Source organism: Pseudooceanicola marinus (assembly GCF_020177265.1).
GTDB lineage: Bacteria > Pseudomonadota > Alphaproteobacteria > Rhodobacterales > Rhodobacteraceae > Pseudooceanicola > Pseudooceanicola marinus_A.
In genome coordinates, this window is sequence record NZ_JAIVMC010000004.1 from 130,073 (window position 1) to 144,647 (window position 14,575).

Sequence of the window (14,575 nt, forward strand, 5' to 3'; positions counted from 1 at the left end):
GACCGACGGGGCCCGCGTCAGTCGAACATCTGACCCCAGCCGGTGATGGCGGGGCGCACCCCGGCCTTTAGGCAGGCATCCAGATAGGTGACAGAGATGGAATCGGCCAGCGGGATCCCCGTCTCGGCCTCGTATTCCGCCGCCAGCGCCGTGGCGGGGAAGTTGGTGCAGACCACCGCGACGCAATCGGCGGCATCGTCGGCGGCCTCGTGCAATAGGGCGCGCATCCGATCCAGCGGCGTCGCGCCGATGTCGACGTTGGCCACGCAGCCCAGCGAGACGGCCTTCACCACCTCGAAGCCGGACCGCGTGTAGTTCTCGACGATGGCCGCCGTCACATCCTCGGTATAGGGCACGGCCAGCGAGATCTTGCGCCAGTTCTTCGCGGCGAACAGATCGAAATAGCCGATGGTGGCCGAGGTCGCGGTGATCCCGGTTTCCGCCTCGATCAGCTCGCACAGCTTGCGGTCCTGGTCGATGCCGCGCCAGCTGGCGGCGGTGCCGTTCCAGGTGATCACGTCCAGCGGCGCATCGGCCAGAAGCCGCGCCGCAGACAGCATCGGGTCGTACTGGAAATGGCTTTCCGAGCTTTCGTTCAGCGCCAGGGTCTTCACCACGATCCGCGAGAAATGGTTCGAGATGCGCGCCGCCTCCTGCATGCTCAGGGCATAGGTCAGCGGCTCGGCCCAGGTGTTTGACGAGGGCATGATATGGCCGATGCGGGTATAGCTGGCGGGGTCGCTGTAGGGATAGGGCAGGGTCATGACGGGTCCATGGGCAGGGTGCGGGTAAAGCCGAGGTCGGGTTTCGGCCGGGTGTCGAGAAACTGCTGGATATGGGGCAGGGCGGCCTCGGCGGCGGCGCGCTGGTCGGCGCGGGCAGCCTCCAGCGCAGGCATGTGGCGGGCGATGCGGGCGCGCAAGGCGCGGGTGTCGAAACGGGGCTGGCCGTCTGTCAGCACCTCGCGTCCCGCGACGAAGACCGAGGTGACCGAGCTGCCGGTTTCCGCCGTCACCATCTGCACCACCGGATCGTTCAGGGGGGTGAAGGCGAGGGTGTCGAGGGACAGGATCGTCAGGTCGGCGGGGGCGCCGGGGCGCAGGGTCGAGGGCGCCAGCCCCATGCAGGCCGCGCCGCCTTGGGTGGCCATCCCATAGGCGGTGGCGGCGTCGATCCAGTGGTCGCGTGTGGTCTCGGACAGACGCGACAGGTTGGTCGCATGGCGCATCGCCTCGAACGTGTTCATGGCGTCCGACGAGTTCGCCCCGTCGGTGGCGAGGCCAGGCGTCAGCCCTGCCTCGCGCATCATCTGCACCGGGGCCACGCCTGCGCCCAGGCGCTGGTTCGACGCCGGGATATGCGCCACTGACGCGCCGTGCCGCGCCAGGGTGGCGAAGTCGCGCGCGCCCAGCCAGATCGCGTGACCGGCGGTGAAATCGGGGCCCAGAATGCCCAGGCTTTCCAGCCGGTCGACGGGCGAGCCGCCCCAAAGCTGGCGCGCCACTTCGGCCTGAAGGCGGCTCTCGGCAACATGCATGTGCAGCCGCCAGCCCCGGCGTCGGGCCAGGTCGGCGGCGCCTCGCAGGAAGGCCTCGGAACATTGGTGCGGGATGGTCGGCGCCAGGCCCCAGGTGATCCCCTCCGGCAGGGCAAAGCCCATGCCCTTGTCGATACGGGTCAGCAGGGCCTCGGGGTCCTGCGGGGCGGTGCTCAGGCTGGCGGCGATCTCGGGCGGCAGGGTCTCGACCAGCCCGGGGATGCTGTCCGCAAAGCCGATGTCGGCGACCATTGGCGCGATAACGGCGCGCAGGCCCGCGTCGGCATAGGCTTGGGCCACGGCGGCCAGATGGTCGGGATCGGGGGCGGGCATCCCCACGGCCAGGTCATAGACCGCCGTCACCCCTTTCGACAGCATGTCCCAGGCGCCCAAGAGGGTACTGTCATAGACCATCTGTGCATCACGACCGGCAGCCATCCAGCCGCCCGAGGTCAGGGAAAACTCCAGCGGCCAGCGGTCGGCCACGCCCTTGTTCAGGTTGGCGTGCCCATGGGTATGGGCGTTGACCAGCCCGGCGATCACCATCTGCCCGCTGATGTCGCGGCGCGGCAGGCCGGCGGCGTCCGCGCTGATCACCCCGTCGCGCAGGATCACGTCACGGACGGTCACCGCGCCGGTCAGGGGGCATGCCACGAGGCCGCCGGTCAGAACCAGGCCTGTCATCTTGGGCAGACCTGCGCAAAGTGGCGGGCCACTTCGGCGCGGGGCGCGAACCAGACGCCCGGGGTGCCCGCGACCTCTTCCAGGAAGTTGCGGATGCCTTCGAACCGTGCGGGCTGGCCCGAGATGCGGTTGTGCAGCGAGATGGTCATCAGCCGGGGCGAGCGGGCGCTTTCGCGCAGCAAGGTCCGGAAGGCCGACCAGAGGTAGGCGTGGAAATCGCCCGGCGTCGGCAGCTTGGCGGTGGCCAGGCGGTTGTCGTTCAGGGTGAAGGTATGGGGCACCACCAGGCGACCTTCGGTCCAGTATGGTAAATCGTCTGCATAGCCGTCTGCATCGTAGATCAGACAGGGGTGATCGGCTAGAAGCATACGGGTGCGTTCGGATGCGGCATAGCGGCATTGCCAGCCCGTGGGGGCGCGGCCCGTGGCGGCGGTGATGCCCTCGACGGCGGCGGCGATGGCGGCGCGTTCCTCGGCCTCGGTCATCAGGAAATGGCGCTGAAAGCGGTTGCCATGGGCGCAGATGTCCCAGCCTTTTTCGGCGATGAACCCCGCCGCCTCGGGGTTGCGCGCCAGGGCCTGGGCGCAGGCACCGATCGTGGGGGGGATGTCAAAATCTTCGAACATCTCGGCCAGCCGCCAGAACCCCGCGCGGCTGCCGTATTCAAACAGGCTTTCGGCCACCAGATCGCGTTGGCCCAGGGGCACCTCGCCCGGGATGGCGTCGGTCAGGGCCAGCTCGGTGGCCGGATCGCCGTCGGGGATCGAAGGCTCGGCGCCCTCTTCGAAGTTCAGCACCACGACCACCGCCAGACCGGCGCCGCCGGGCCAACGGAAGTCGGGCTTCACCCGCCCGTATCCGACGAAATCGCGCGTCATGCGGTGCCCTCTGGCAGTTGCGCGAAGATCTCGGCGGCGATGGCCAGCAGCCGTTCCTCGCCACGCGGGCCGGCGATGAAGGACAGGCCCACGGGCACGCCCTCGACCGTGGTCGCGGGGATGTTCAGCTGCGGCAGCCGGGTCAGCGAGGCGACGCAGGTCAGCGCCAGGGTCTTTTCGCGGAACTCGATCAGCTGTTCCAGACCGCCCCCCACTTCGGGCGGCAGGTCGTGGGCCGTGGGAATGCACAGCACGCCGTCGCCGCCCAACAGGTCCACCATGTAGCCGGTCAGCGCATCGCGCCAGATCGTCGCCGGGGCGATGTCGGCGGCGGTGACGGTGCTGGCCAGTTCCATACGCTGGGCGATGGAGGCCGAGACCTGCCGCCCGGGCTGCGCCGCCCAGGTGCCCAGGGTGGCGTGCAGGTCGCCCAGTTGCAGCGGGCGGAAGGTCTCCAGCCAGTGCTCGACCCCGCCGCGATACAGATCGACCTCGGTCGTGGTCAGTGCCTGCGCCAGCGGCGCCAGCGCCTCGGCCACCCGCGCATTGGGAATGGCGAAGGCATCGCGGGCCAGCATCAGCCGGGTCGCCGACAGGGGTTTCGGGGCACCGAAATAGGCCTCGCCCACGCGCGACATCACCTCGGGCGTGCGGGCCATCCAGCCCACGGTGTCGAAGCTGGGCGCCATGGCCATGACGCCCGCCACCGACAGCCGCCCGAAGGTGGTGCGCAGCCCGAAGATGCCGCAGAAACTGCCCGGCACGCGGACCGAGCCGCCTGTGTCGGTGCCGAGCGCAAAATCCACCAGCCCCCCCGCCACGGCCGAAGCCGAGCCGGAGGAAGAGCCCCCCGGCACGCGGGACGGCGCGCGGGGGTTGATGGGGGTACCGTAGAACTCATTGTCACCGAACATCCCGCAGGCGACTTCGTCGGTATGGGTCTTGCCCAGACAGAGCGCGCCGGCGGCCAGCGGCACCTGCACCGCAGGTGCTGTGGCGGCGGCCACCACCCCAGCTTTCAGCCGGTCGGGATTGCCGCAGGCGGTGACGCTGCCTGCGATGTCGAACAGATCCTTCACGGCGAAGGTCAGGTCCGACAGCGGGCCGGTCTCCGCCGCCCGGAAGGGCGCCGGGGAATGGCCGACGAAGGCTGCGCGGCGGAGCGTTTCGGCGTCCATGCTCACTCTGCCGCCGCCTTGGCCAGCAGGTTGTCGACCTCCAGGTCATAGGTGCCCATGAAGCCGTCGACGCGCGATTTCACCTCGTCCCAGTCGAAGAAGCGGAAGGAGTTGCCACGGATCACGAACTGGGCGCCCGAGTAGAACATCTCGTACTGCAAGTGGCGCGAGCCGAACTCGGATCCGACCGCGTCCCAGGCCAGTTTCATCAGCTTCACCCGGTCATGGCTGTCCATCACGGGCGAGCGTTGCGTGCGGCCGATGATGTCTGCGGTTTCGGGGCTGGCGAAGTCGAGATCCGACGAAGGCACCATGATCATGCCACCGCCCGACAAGATGCGGATCGCCTCGACCACTTCCGGATAGGTCGTCTGGGCGATGACCTGCGCGGTGACGAGGATCGAGCGGTCGGGGACGTAGTATTTCCCGTATTGCTCGCCCTTCGCCTCCATCGCCAGCACCAAGGCATCCATGTTCTGGACCTTGGCGGCGATCAGGCCCAGCTGTTCGCGTACCTGCGGATAGCCGATGATGTTGTTGGTCTCGGCGATCTTGCGCGCCAGGCCCAGCAGGAAGTGAAGTTTTTGCGTCAGGCGGATCATGCATTGGTAGTTCTGCATGACGTGACCGCGCGTCTGGTGCCACTGCGCCTGCGCCAGCTTCAGGTCGCGGAACATGAAGACCCGTTCCCAGGGCACCTTCACATCGTCGAAGACGACCACGGCGTCGTTCTCGTCGAAACGGGCGGAGAGCGGGTAGTCGAAGGTCGAGGTGGCGCTGGCCTCGTAGCTGCGGCGCGACAGCATCTTCAGGCCCTTCGTGCCAAGCGGCATCGTCAGGGTGAAGGCGTAATCCTCATCGCCCGGTTGCAGCGGCGTGATGCCCGACACCATGATCTCGTTCGCGACGATGCCCGAGGTGGCCAGCATCTTGGCGCCGCGGATCGTCACGCCTTCGCTGTCCTCGTCGACGATGCGCGCGACCAGGTCGCGGTCGGCCTGACCGGCGGCGGATTTCGCCTTGTCCGCCTGCGGGTTGATGATGACGTAGCTGAGGTACAGGTCATTGTCGCGCACGTAGTCGAAGTAATCGGCCAGGGCGGCGGAGCGTTTGGGGTCGGCGGCCTCGTAGACGTCCAGGCCCATGCGGAAGCCCACGAAGGTGGAGGCGACGTGATCGGGCGAGCGGCCCATCATGCCGCAGGTCAGGGCCGACCATTCCTCGATCGCCTTGCGACGCTCGACCAGTTCGGCATGGGTGGTGGGCATCATCCAGGACTTGTTGATCCGCTTGCCGGTCTTGGGCGAGGCGAATGTCATCCGGTCCTGGTTCTCGGGCGCGGCCTGGTAATCATAGAGCGCGCAGGCCGAAGCGACGGCGCCACGAAAGGCGGGGTCGGTGTTGATATCCGCGACGCGTTTGCCGTCGAGGTAGATACAGCGGTCGTCCTGAAGCGAGGCGAGGTGGTCGGCACCGTTCTTGGGCATCTTGGGTCTCCGGTCTGGCGGCGCAGGGGGAATCTGATCCTGCGATGCACCGCGGAAGGGGTGTGGTCTGGGGTCCGTGGCCCCGTCTCCTATCGCCCTTTTTCGGGTCAGGCTCCGGGTCTCGGGTCAGGGTGGAAAGCGGACTTTCCAGGGTCAATCCCGGCGGGGCGGCCCCGCAGGGACAGGCATCGTCGGGCGCAGGTCCGGCCATGCGGCCCGCGCCACTGGTCAGGTCGCCAGCATGTCGGCGTCGAACATGTCTTCGGGGGTCATGTTGGTCTTCAGCAGACCTTCCTCGCCCATGTAGCGGATGATCGCCTGCAACGTGTCGCGGTTGCGGGCGAAGCCGCCGGACCAGTAGCCTTGGCCGAGGCGTCTTTCGGTGTCCAGCAGGGCCTCCAGCTGCCAGGGCAGCATCGTCTTCAGCACGCCGGAGTGGTAGATCTGGTCACGCGCCATCTGCTGCGCGTCGTTCAGCGCGGTGAACAGGCGACGGGTCAGGCCCGGGTGGGCTTCGGCGATGGTGCGCTTGACCGCGAAGATGTGCATCGGCGGCAGGATCCCGGTCTTCGCATAGAAGGCGGTTTCCGTCTCGCGCGGGTCCTCGTAGAGGCGGGTCACCGGGCAATCGGGGTCGAAGGGATCCCAGGTCGAGGGCGCCGCGGCGGTATAAAGCGCGTCGATCTTGCCCTCGGCCAGCATCCGGGCCAGCCCGCCCTCGTCATCGGCATGGACGATCTCGAAATCCGCCGGGTATTGCTGCGGGTGCTCATCGCCGCTGCGGCCGAACTCCAGCCCGTTGGTGACGTAGATGGGCGCGCGCATCGGCAGGCCGTAATGTTCGTCGAAGATGCCGCGCAGCCAGACGGCGGCGGCCATGTCCCAGATCGGGATGCCGACGCGTTTGCCGGCCAGATCGGCGGGCGAGGTCAGCCCCGCCGCGCGGTTCACGAAGACGCAGGAAAAGCGGAAGTGCCGCGAGGGGAAGATCGGCACCGCCAAGTAGCGGCGCGGCCCTTCCAGATCGCGCAGGTAGGTGGCCAGCGGATATTCGGCAGCGTCGTAGACGTGGCGCGCGCATTGCAGGTTGAACAGTTCCTGCACCGGGTGGGTGTGCCAGGTGGCCGCGACCCCGTCGATGCGGATCTCGTCGTTGATCAGCGGGCGCAGGCGGTCGTTGTCGGAGGAGCCGATGGTCAGCGACAGGGTCATGCGTCTTCCTTTTCCAGGATGTTCTCGACCAAGACGTCCAGCAGTTCCGGCAGGGCCAGCGGCGTCGCGTTCGCCCCGCCGCGCGACCAGTGGCTGCCGACGCGGTCGGGCGTGGTGCCCAGGCGCTTGGCCAGCCGCGCGATCGCGTCGGTGCAGTCCTCGGCCAGGGGCAGGCAGGTGATCTTCAGCGGATCGGGCAGCAGGTCATTGGCGCCGATGAAGGCCAGGTTGCGCCCCGCGACCTTCTTCGAGGCCGGCACGCCATGGGCCTTGCGCGCGCCCTTCTCCAGCACGAAGGACCGGTGGGTCAGCCCCGGCGCCACCCAGGAAATGCGCGCGTCGTAGAATCCGCCGATCCGTTCCATCGCCTTGGCCAGCAGGCGGGCCATTTCGTTGTGCATCTCGACATAGGCGCGTTTTTCATTGTCGCCCCAGGCCCATTTCGACGGGCCGACCTGAACCGCCGTGCTGTCCCCGCGCCAGGGCGAGACGGCATTGCCGCGCTTCTCGAAAAGCCCCGGATCGTCATAGGCATGGCAGGGCGAGGGCTTGCCCTCGTAGCCGGTGATCGTCTCGTAAGGGACCAGCGCCATGGGTTCGGAAATCACCGCGCGGTGAATGTAGGTGCCCTTGCCGTCACTGAGGATCGACACGTCGAGCAGCTCCTGCGGATCGTCGGGACCCAGTCGCGCGCACAGCTCCTGCGCCAGGGGCTGGCGGGCGACGGGACGGAACCCTTCGTCATGCAGGCGGCGGTTGATCGCCCGGTGTTCGGTCGAGAAGGGATAGGGTTTCGTCGCCGTGCAGGGCATCATCAGCAGCACCTTGCGCCCGCCCTCGGGCAGGGGCGGCATGTAGCGTTCCGTGACGAACTCGATCCAGTCGGCAATGCGCGGATGCGACAGCGAGTCCATGTTGTCCTGGGGGGAATAAAGGCACAGCTCTGGGTCGAGCTCATAAGGCGCCTGGATCTTCTCCTGCGACTGGAGGAAGCGGGCGGCCTTGTCTTCGACGATGACCTGGTTCGACATGGGATCCTCCTAGATGGTTTCCGGCGTCAGATGGGGCAGGGGGGCGGTTTCGGGGCGCAGCTCGGGCTCGTCATAGGCGCGCAGGGTCGCCAGATGATCGGCCGCGTCCTCGGTGAACAGCTGGCGGGTGATGCCGCGTACGACCCGTTCGGCGCCAAACTTCAGCGCCGAGATCCCGGCGGAGCAGCCCTGGGAGACCATGGCGGCGAAGGTATAGCAGTAGTGGCGCGCCAGCACGGCGTCGGAGACGGCATCGCGGCCCTGGAACTGGAAGGCATCGCCCAGGTAGGGATAGGCGCCCAGCCCGTAGGCCTCGGGCCCGGCGGCGGGGGCAAACCGATCGGCCCAGGTGGCGATGCCGGGGGCCAGGCGGGCCAGTTCGGGGCGCAGGGTCGGGTCGATGGCCATGCCGGTTCCGACGATCAGGAAATCCGCGTCAAAGCTGCCCTGGGGCGTGGCGATCTGCACCTTCCCATCCACGTGCGCCAGGGCGGTGAAGGGGCTGTCGTAATGGATGCCGAAGCTCTGCCAGACATGGCAGCGGTTGAAGGTGTCCTGCGGCGGCGGCTGGTTCATGCGGAAGATGGTCTGCATGAACTCCCACTTCGTCGCATCGTCCAGATCGGGGAAATGGCGCAGGAAGCCGGTGTATTCCATCCAGCGGTAGGGGTTCACCGGCGGCAGTTTCGGGCGCCGCACGAACAGATCCACCTTGGCCGCGCCCGCCTCCAGCGCGCAGGCGGCATTGTCGAAGGCCGAGGCGCCGCCGCCCAGCACCGCCACCCGCTTGCCCGCCAGGGCGGCAAAGTCGATGGTCTCGGCGGTATGGGCGTAAAGGGTGTCGGGCAGGGCGTCGCGGACGAACTCGGGCACCGCCCAGGCGCCGGTGGCCTCGATGCCGGGCGCCAGCACCACGGCGCGGGCGTAGTCGACGCTTTCGTGCCCGTCACGGTCGCGCAGGCGGATGGCGGTAATGCCTCCCTCCAGCGGCTCCAGGTCCACGACCTCCACCCCGTGAAAGACCGGCTGGCCGACAATGCCCGCAACCCAGCCCAGGTAGTCCTGCCATTGCGCCTTCGGGATCTTGTCCAGTACCTCCCAGGCGGCATCGCCGTAGCGGGCGCGATACCAGGCCTCGGGGGTCAGGGCGGGGATGCCCATCTCGGGGCCGGAGACGTGTTTCGGCGTGCGCAGCGTCTGCATCCGCGCGTAGGAGGTCCAGGGGCCAGCCTCGCCGGGGCGGTTGCGGTCATAGAGGCGGATATTGGTGACATTCTCGCGCATCAGGCCGAAGGCGATCGACAGGCCCGACTGGCCGCCGCCGACAATCGCCACGTCCAGCACCGGCTGGCCCTTGTACTGGCGCGGCGTGACCCAGGGTCTGCGGGGATAGGACAGCGCATCAATCTGCGCCTGCGCGGCCGCGGCCAGCGCATTCAGCGGGTCTGACATGGACACTCCTGATCAGGACGTTTGACGCCCCGCGCAGGGGCGCCGCACGGCCGGACCCGATTTTCCGGTTGCCACGGCCTTTGCCTGTCAGATTTCCACGTTCCGACCCGCCGGTCAGCGCCCTTGGCGCGCTTTGCCAGTGGAGCAAAGAAAAACCGCGCCCCTGTCCGCCGCCCTGCCTATTTCGTGACCGTTCAGGCCGGGCTGTCGGGCCCGTTCGGCGCCTCTGCCGGGTCCATGTCGCGGGTCAGCAACAGTTCCCGCGACTGCGACGCGAACTCGCGACGCCACAGGATGGCGCAGGTGGTCAGGGTCGCGGCCAGCAGGCCCCAGGGGCCCAGGAACCAGCCGGTCGCGGCCATGGCGAAATAGATCGACCGCAGCCCCCGGTTGAAGCTGCGCGCGGCGAAGATGTTGATCTGCGCCGCCTTCTGCGCCCGCGGCATGGCGCGCGGATCGGTCGGTTCGTTCGGGATCGCGCCCATCAACACGCCGCAATAGCCGAACAGGCGGTTGGCCCAGACGAACTTCAGGAAGGCGTTGACCATGAACAGCAACACCAGGATCAGCTTGATTTCCCAGAAGACTTCGGAGCTGCGGTCGATCACGCCCAGGTCGCTGACGACCCCGCGCAGCTGGTCGGAATTGCCCAGGAGGGCCAAAGTGCCGCCGATGGCGATCAGCGTGGAGGAGGCAAAGAAGGAGCTGTTGGCGCGCAGCATGCCCAGGATCTGGCTGTCGACGATGCGGTTGCCGCGTTCGATCGTCATGCGCAGCCATTCGCGGCGGTTCTCGGCCATCAGGATCGACACCGAGGGGCGCGGCCCGGGGTGTTCGATCCGCCAGCCGATCCCCAGCCAGCCGGCCAGGATCAGCACCACGGCGGCGGCGTCTGCGGTGGAAAACAGGGTCAGGACATCGCTCATCGTCATGCCGCTACCTAGCCGTGGGACGCGGCGTCTGGCTATCGAAAAATGGCGCTGGATATTTCTGGCAAGAAATTGGTTCAAAAATCTTACCAATCCTGATATTCCCGGGCCAGCGATCCGCGGACCAAGGGGAGGAGAGCCATGCAGATGCCAGCGCCCGATGCGGCGGTCCTGTCGAAGAAACCCGCGCTGGTGGCGCGTCTGCGCAAGGTGCTGCCCGCGCAGGCCGTCATCGACGACCCGGCCGAGACCCGCGCCTATGAATGCGACGCCCTGACGGCCTATCGCTGCCCGCCCCTCTGCGCCGTGCTGCCCAGCTCCACCGAGGAAGTCGCGGCGGTGCTGAGGATCTGTCACGAGATGGGGGTTCCGGTGGTGCCGCGCGGCGCGGGCACCTCGCTGGCGGGCGGGGCCCTGCCCACGGCGGATTGCGTGATCCTGGGCGTGGCGCGGATGAACGCGGTGCTGGAAACCGATTATGCCAACCGGTTCATCCGGGTGCAGACCGGGCGCACCAACCTGTCCGTTTCGGGCGCGGTGGAGGCCGACGGGTTCTTCTACGCCCCCGACCCCTCCAGCCAGCTGGCCTGTGCCATCGCCGGCAACATCGCCATGAACTCCGGCGGGGCGCATTGCCTGAAATACGGGGTGACGACGAACAACCTGCTGGGTGTCACGATGGTCACCATGGAGGGCGAGGTGATCGAGTTGGGCGGCGCGCATCTGGACGCCGCCGGGCTGGACCTGCTGGGCCTCGTCTGCGGGTCCGAGGGGCAGCTGGGCGTGGTGACGGAGGCGACGCTGCGCATCCTCGCGAAACCCGAGGGCGCGCGGCCGGTGCTGATCGGCTACGACAGCCTGGAGGTGGCGGGCCAATGCGTCAGCGACATCATCGAGGCGGGCGTGCTGCCCGTGGCGATCGAGTTCATGGACCGCCCCTGCATCCGCGCCACAGATGCCTTCTCCGGCGCGGGCTATCCCGATTGCGAGGCCTTGCTGATCGTCGAGGTCGAGGGATCGGGGGCCGAGATTGCCGAGCAGCTGGAGATCATCACAGCCATCGCCCGCCGCCACGATCCGGTGGAGCTGCGCGAAAGCGGCTCGGCCGAGGAAAGCGCGCGGATCTGGCTGGGGCGCAAGTCGGCCTTCGGCGCCATGGGGCAGATCAACGATTATATGTGCCTGGACGGCACGATCCCGGTGACCGAACTGCCCCGCGTGCTGGGCCGTATTGGCGAGTTGAGCCGCGAGTACGGTCTCGACGTGGCCAATGTCTTTCACGCGGGCGACGGCAACATGCACCCTCTGATCCTGTTCAACGCCAACCAGGAAGGCCAGCTGGAGCTGTGCGAGGCCCTGGGGGCCGAGATCCTGAAGCTCTGTGTCGAGGTCGGCGGCTGCCTGACCGGTGAACATGGGGTGGGCATCGAGAAACGCGACCTGATGGGCCACCAGTATCGCCCGGCCGATCTGGAGGCGCAGATGCGGGTGAAGGATGTCTTCGACGGCAAGTGGCTGCTGAACCCGGCCAAGGTGTTCCCGCTGGAGGTCTCGGCCTCGCGCCGGGCAGGGGGCCTTGCCCCCCGGGTCGCCTGACGGCGCCCCTCCCCCCAGAGTATTTGGCCCCCAGAGTATTTGGAGCTTTCGGATGATGAGACCCGGGACGGAGACCGAACTGGCCGAGCTGCTGCGGGCCGCCCGCGCGCCGCTGGCGGTGCGGGGCGGGGGCACGCGGGGGGTGCCCCTGGCGGGCGAGGTGCTGGAGACCGGCGGGCTGTCGGGCGTGCGTCTTTACGAGCCGGGCGCGCTGACGCTGGTGATGGGGGCGGGGACGCCCCTGGCCGAGGTCGAGGCGCTGCTGGCCGAAAAGGGCCAGCGCCTGGCCTTCGAGCCGATGGATCACCGCGCGCTTCTGGGCACCGGGGGGGAGCCGACCATCGGGGGCGTGGTGGCCGCCAATGTCTCGGGGCCGCGCCGGGTGCAGGTCGGCGCCTGCCGCGATCACCTGCTGGGGGTGCGGTTTGTCTCCGGTGCCGGTGAGGTCGTGTCGAACGGCGGGCGAGTGATGAAGAACGTCACCGGCTATGACCTGGTGAAGCTGCTGGCGGGCAGCTGGGGGACGCTGGGCGTGTTGACCGAGGTCAGCCTGAAGGTGCTGGCCCGGCCCCAGGCGGAGGCCACGCTGGTGCGCGCGGGGCAGGGGGTGGCGCAGGCCGTTACCGACATGTGCCGCGCCATGGGCACCCCCTATGACGTCAGCGGTGCCGGGTGGGCCGGGGGCCAGACGCGGTTGCGGGTCGAGGGGCTGGCCGGTTCGGTCGCCTATCGCGCAGGCGCCCTGAACACGGCCCTGGGCGGCGGCTGGGACGTGGTCGAGGGCGCGGAGAGCGCGGCCCTGTGGCAGGCCTTGCGCGACGTTTCGCCCTTCGCCGGGCAGCCGGGCGCGGTCTGGAAGCTGTCGGTGAAACCCACCGAGGCGCCGGGGCTGCTGGAGCGGCTGTCGGGCGCGGGGGTGGATCATGAGGCCCTGCTGGACTGGTCCGGCGGGTTGATCTGGCTGCGCGTGCCGGAAGAGGGCGACGCGGGCGCCGCCGCGATCCGCGCCGAATGCGCCACGCGGGGCGGTCATGCCACGCTGATCCGCGCAGGCGAGGCCCTGCGCGCGCAGGTGCCGATGTTCCAGCCGCGCCCGGCGCCGATTGCCCGGCTGGAGGCCGGCCTGCGGGCGAAGTTCGACCCCAGGGGCCTCCTCAATCCCGGCCTGATGGAAGGGGCCTGACATGCAGACCAACTTCACCCCCGAACAGCTGGAAGACCCCGGTACGGCTACCGCCAACAAGATCCTGCGCGCCTGCGTGCATTGCGGGTTCTGCACCGCCACCTGTCCCACCTACCAGATGCTGGGCGACGAGCTGGACAGCCCGCGGGGCCGCATCTACCTGATCAAGGACATGTTGGAGAACGAGCGGGTGCCGGACGCCAAGACGGTCAAGCATATCGACCGGTGCCTGTCCTGCCTCGCCTGCATGACCACCTGTCCCTCGGGCGTGCATTACATGCATCTGGTGGACCATGCCCGCGCCTATATCGAAACCCACTACCGCCGCCCCTGGCATGACCGCGCCTTGCGGGCCCTGCTTGCGCGCATCCTGCCCTATCCGGGGCGCTTCCGCCTGGCGATGATGGGGGCGAAGATCGCCCGGCCCTTCCGCCGGCTGATCCCCGATGCCCGCCTGCGCGCCATGCTGGAGATGGCACCGCGCCACCTGCCGCCCGTCTCGCCCAACGACCGGCCGCAGACCTTCGCGCCATCCGCGCCGCGCCGGATGCGCGTGGCGCTGATGACCGGCTGTGCGCAGCGCGCGCTGAACACCGACATCAACGATGCCACCATTCGCCTGCTGCGCCGTCTGGGCGTCGAGGTGGTGGTGGCGAAAGGCGCCGGCTGCTGCGGCGCGCTGACCCATCACATGGGCCGCGAAGACGACAGCCACGCTGCCGCCGAGGCCAATATCCGCGCCTGGGAGGCGGAGATGGAGGGCGAGGGCCTGGACGCCATCGTCATCAACACCTCCGGCTGCGGCACCACGGTGAAGGACTACGGCCATATGTTCCGGGACAGCGACATTGCGGGCCCGGCGGAGAAGGTCGCGGGCCTTGCGATGGACATCACCGAGCTGCTGGCCAAACTGGATCTGCCCGAAGTCGCCCCTGATCACCCCGCGCGGGGAATGCGCGTGGCCTATCACGCCGCCTGTTCACTGCAACACGGCCAGAAGGTGACCGACCCGCCCAAGGCCCTGCTGAAGGCCGCCGGCTTCGAGGTGCTTCTGCCCGCCGATGCGCATCTGTGCTGCGGCTCCGCGGGCACCTACAACCTGATGCAGCCCGGGATCTCGGGCCAGCTGAAGGCGCGCAAGGTCGACACGCTGGAGGCGCTGAGCCCGCAGGTGATCGCCGCGGGCAACATCGGCTGCATGATGCAGATCGGATCGGGGACGGGGGTGCCGGTGGTGCATTCGGTGGAACTGCTGGACTGGGCCACGGGCGGGCCGGTGCCGCCCTCGCTGTCGGGGGATCCGCTGCCGCAGCCCCGTTCGGTGTCTGGTGCGACGCCCGATGTGATGCCGGTGCCGAACCTGCGCGATTAAATCCCGTCTTCGCCCAAATTTGGCCCGAAGCGGCAG

Annotated in this window: 12 protein-coding genes; 3 read left to right on the plus strand and 9 right to left on the minus strand. The window is 68.4% G+C overall.

What is annotated here, in order from left to right:
* Window positions 1–17 precede the first annotated feature (17 nt).
* The 9 genes from LC066_RS07680 to LC066_RS07720 all read right to left on the minus strand — a co-directional run bounded on the left by LC066_RS07680 (window position 18) and on the right by LC066_RS07720 (window position 10,391).
* Complete coding sequence (locus LC066_RS07680) at window positions 18–764, minus strand: Asp/Glu/hydantoin racemase (RefSeq protein ID WP_224897721.1); 747 nt, start codon at window positions 762–764, stop codon at window positions 18–20.
* Window positions 761–2,221 carry an amidohydrolase family protein gene (locus LC066_RS07685; protein ID WP_224897723.1) on the minus strand — a complete coding sequence of 487 codons (1,461 nt, stop codon included), beginning with the start codon at window positions 2,219–2,221 and terminating at the stop codon, window positions 761–763. Before LC066_RS07685 ends, LC066_RS07680 begins: the two co-directional genes overlap by 4 nt.
* Window positions 2,218–3,099, minus strand: a complete 882-nt coding sequence (locus LC066_RS07690) for a polysaccharide deacetylase family protein (RefSeq protein WP_224897725.1) — start codon at window positions 3,097–3,099, stop codon at window positions 2,218–2,220. Before LC066_RS07690 ends, LC066_RS07685 begins: the two co-directional genes overlap by 4 nt.
* Entirely contained in the window at window positions 3,096–4,277 is a 1,182-nt protein-coding gene (locus tag LC066_RS07695; RefSeq protein WP_224898149.1) for an amidase, read from the minus strand. Before LC066_RS07695 ends, LC066_RS07690 begins: the two co-directional genes overlap by 4 nt.
* A 2-nt stretch (window positions 4,278–4,279) precedes the next feature.
* The gene (locus LC066_RS07700) at window positions 4,280–5,764 is read right to left on the minus strand and encodes a 4-hydroxyphenylacetate 3-hydroxylase family protein (RefSeq protein WP_224897727.1); all 1,485 of its coding nucleotides are present in this window, start codon (window positions 5,762–5,764) and stop codon (window positions 4,280–4,282) included.
* 228 nt (window positions 5,765–5,992) lie between these two features.
* On the minus strand, window positions 5,993–6,976 hold the full coding sequence (locus tag LC066_RS07705) for a hypothetical protein (protein ID WP_224897729.1): 984 nt from the start codon (window positions 6,974–6,976) through the stop codon (window positions 5,993–5,995).
* Window positions 6,973–8,007: a DUF5591 domain-containing protein gene (locus tag LC066_RS07710; RefSeq protein ID WP_222477313.1), complete on the minus strand. Its 1,035-nt coding sequence runs from the start codon at window positions 8,005–8,007 to the stop codon at window positions 6,973–6,975. The genes LC066_RS07705 and LC066_RS07710 overlap by 4 nt, the downstream gene beginning before the upstream one ends.
* A 9-nt stretch (window positions 8,008–8,016) precedes the next feature.
* On the minus strand, window positions 8,017–9,459 hold the full coding sequence (locus LC066_RS07715) for a flavin-containing monooxygenase (protein WP_224897731.1): 1,443 nt from the start codon (window positions 9,457–9,459) through the stop codon (window positions 8,017–8,019).
* 194 nt (window positions 9,460–9,653) lie between these two features.
* Complete coding sequence (locus tag LC066_RS07720; protein WP_222477316.1) at window positions 9,654–10,391, minus strand: DUF599 domain-containing protein; 738 nt, start codon at window positions 10,389–10,391, stop codon at window positions 9,654–9,656.
* Window positions 10,392–10,529: 138 nt separating this feature from the next.
* Here LC066_RS07720 and LC066_RS07725 point away from each other — a divergent pair, with 138 nt between their 5' ends.
* Genes LC066_RS07725 through glcF form a run of 3 tightly spaced genes read left to right on the plus strand, consistent with a single transcriptional unit; the run spans window position 10,530 to window position 14,539 of the window.
* Window positions 10,530–11,984, plus strand: a complete 1,455-nt coding sequence (locus LC066_RS07725; protein WP_224897733.1) for an FAD-linked oxidase C-terminal domain-containing protein — start codon at window positions 10,530–10,532, stop codon at window positions 11,982–11,984.
* A 55-nt stretch (window positions 11,985–12,039) separates the two neighbouring features.
* Window positions 12,040–13,167 carry an FAD-binding protein gene (locus tag LC066_RS07730; protein WP_224898151.1) on the plus strand — a complete coding sequence of 376 codons (1,128 nt, stop codon included), beginning with the start codon at window positions 12,040–12,042 and terminating at the stop codon, window positions 13,165–13,167.
* A 1-nt stretch (window position 13,168) separates the two neighbouring features.
* Window positions 13,169–14,539 (plus strand): glycolate oxidase subunit GlcF, encoded by a 1,371-nt coding sequence (gene glcF, locus LC066_RS07735; RefSeq protein ID WP_224897735.1) that lies wholly within the window; start codon window positions 13,169–13,171, stop codon window positions 14,537–14,539.
* Window positions 14,540–14,575: the final 36 nt, after the last annotated feature.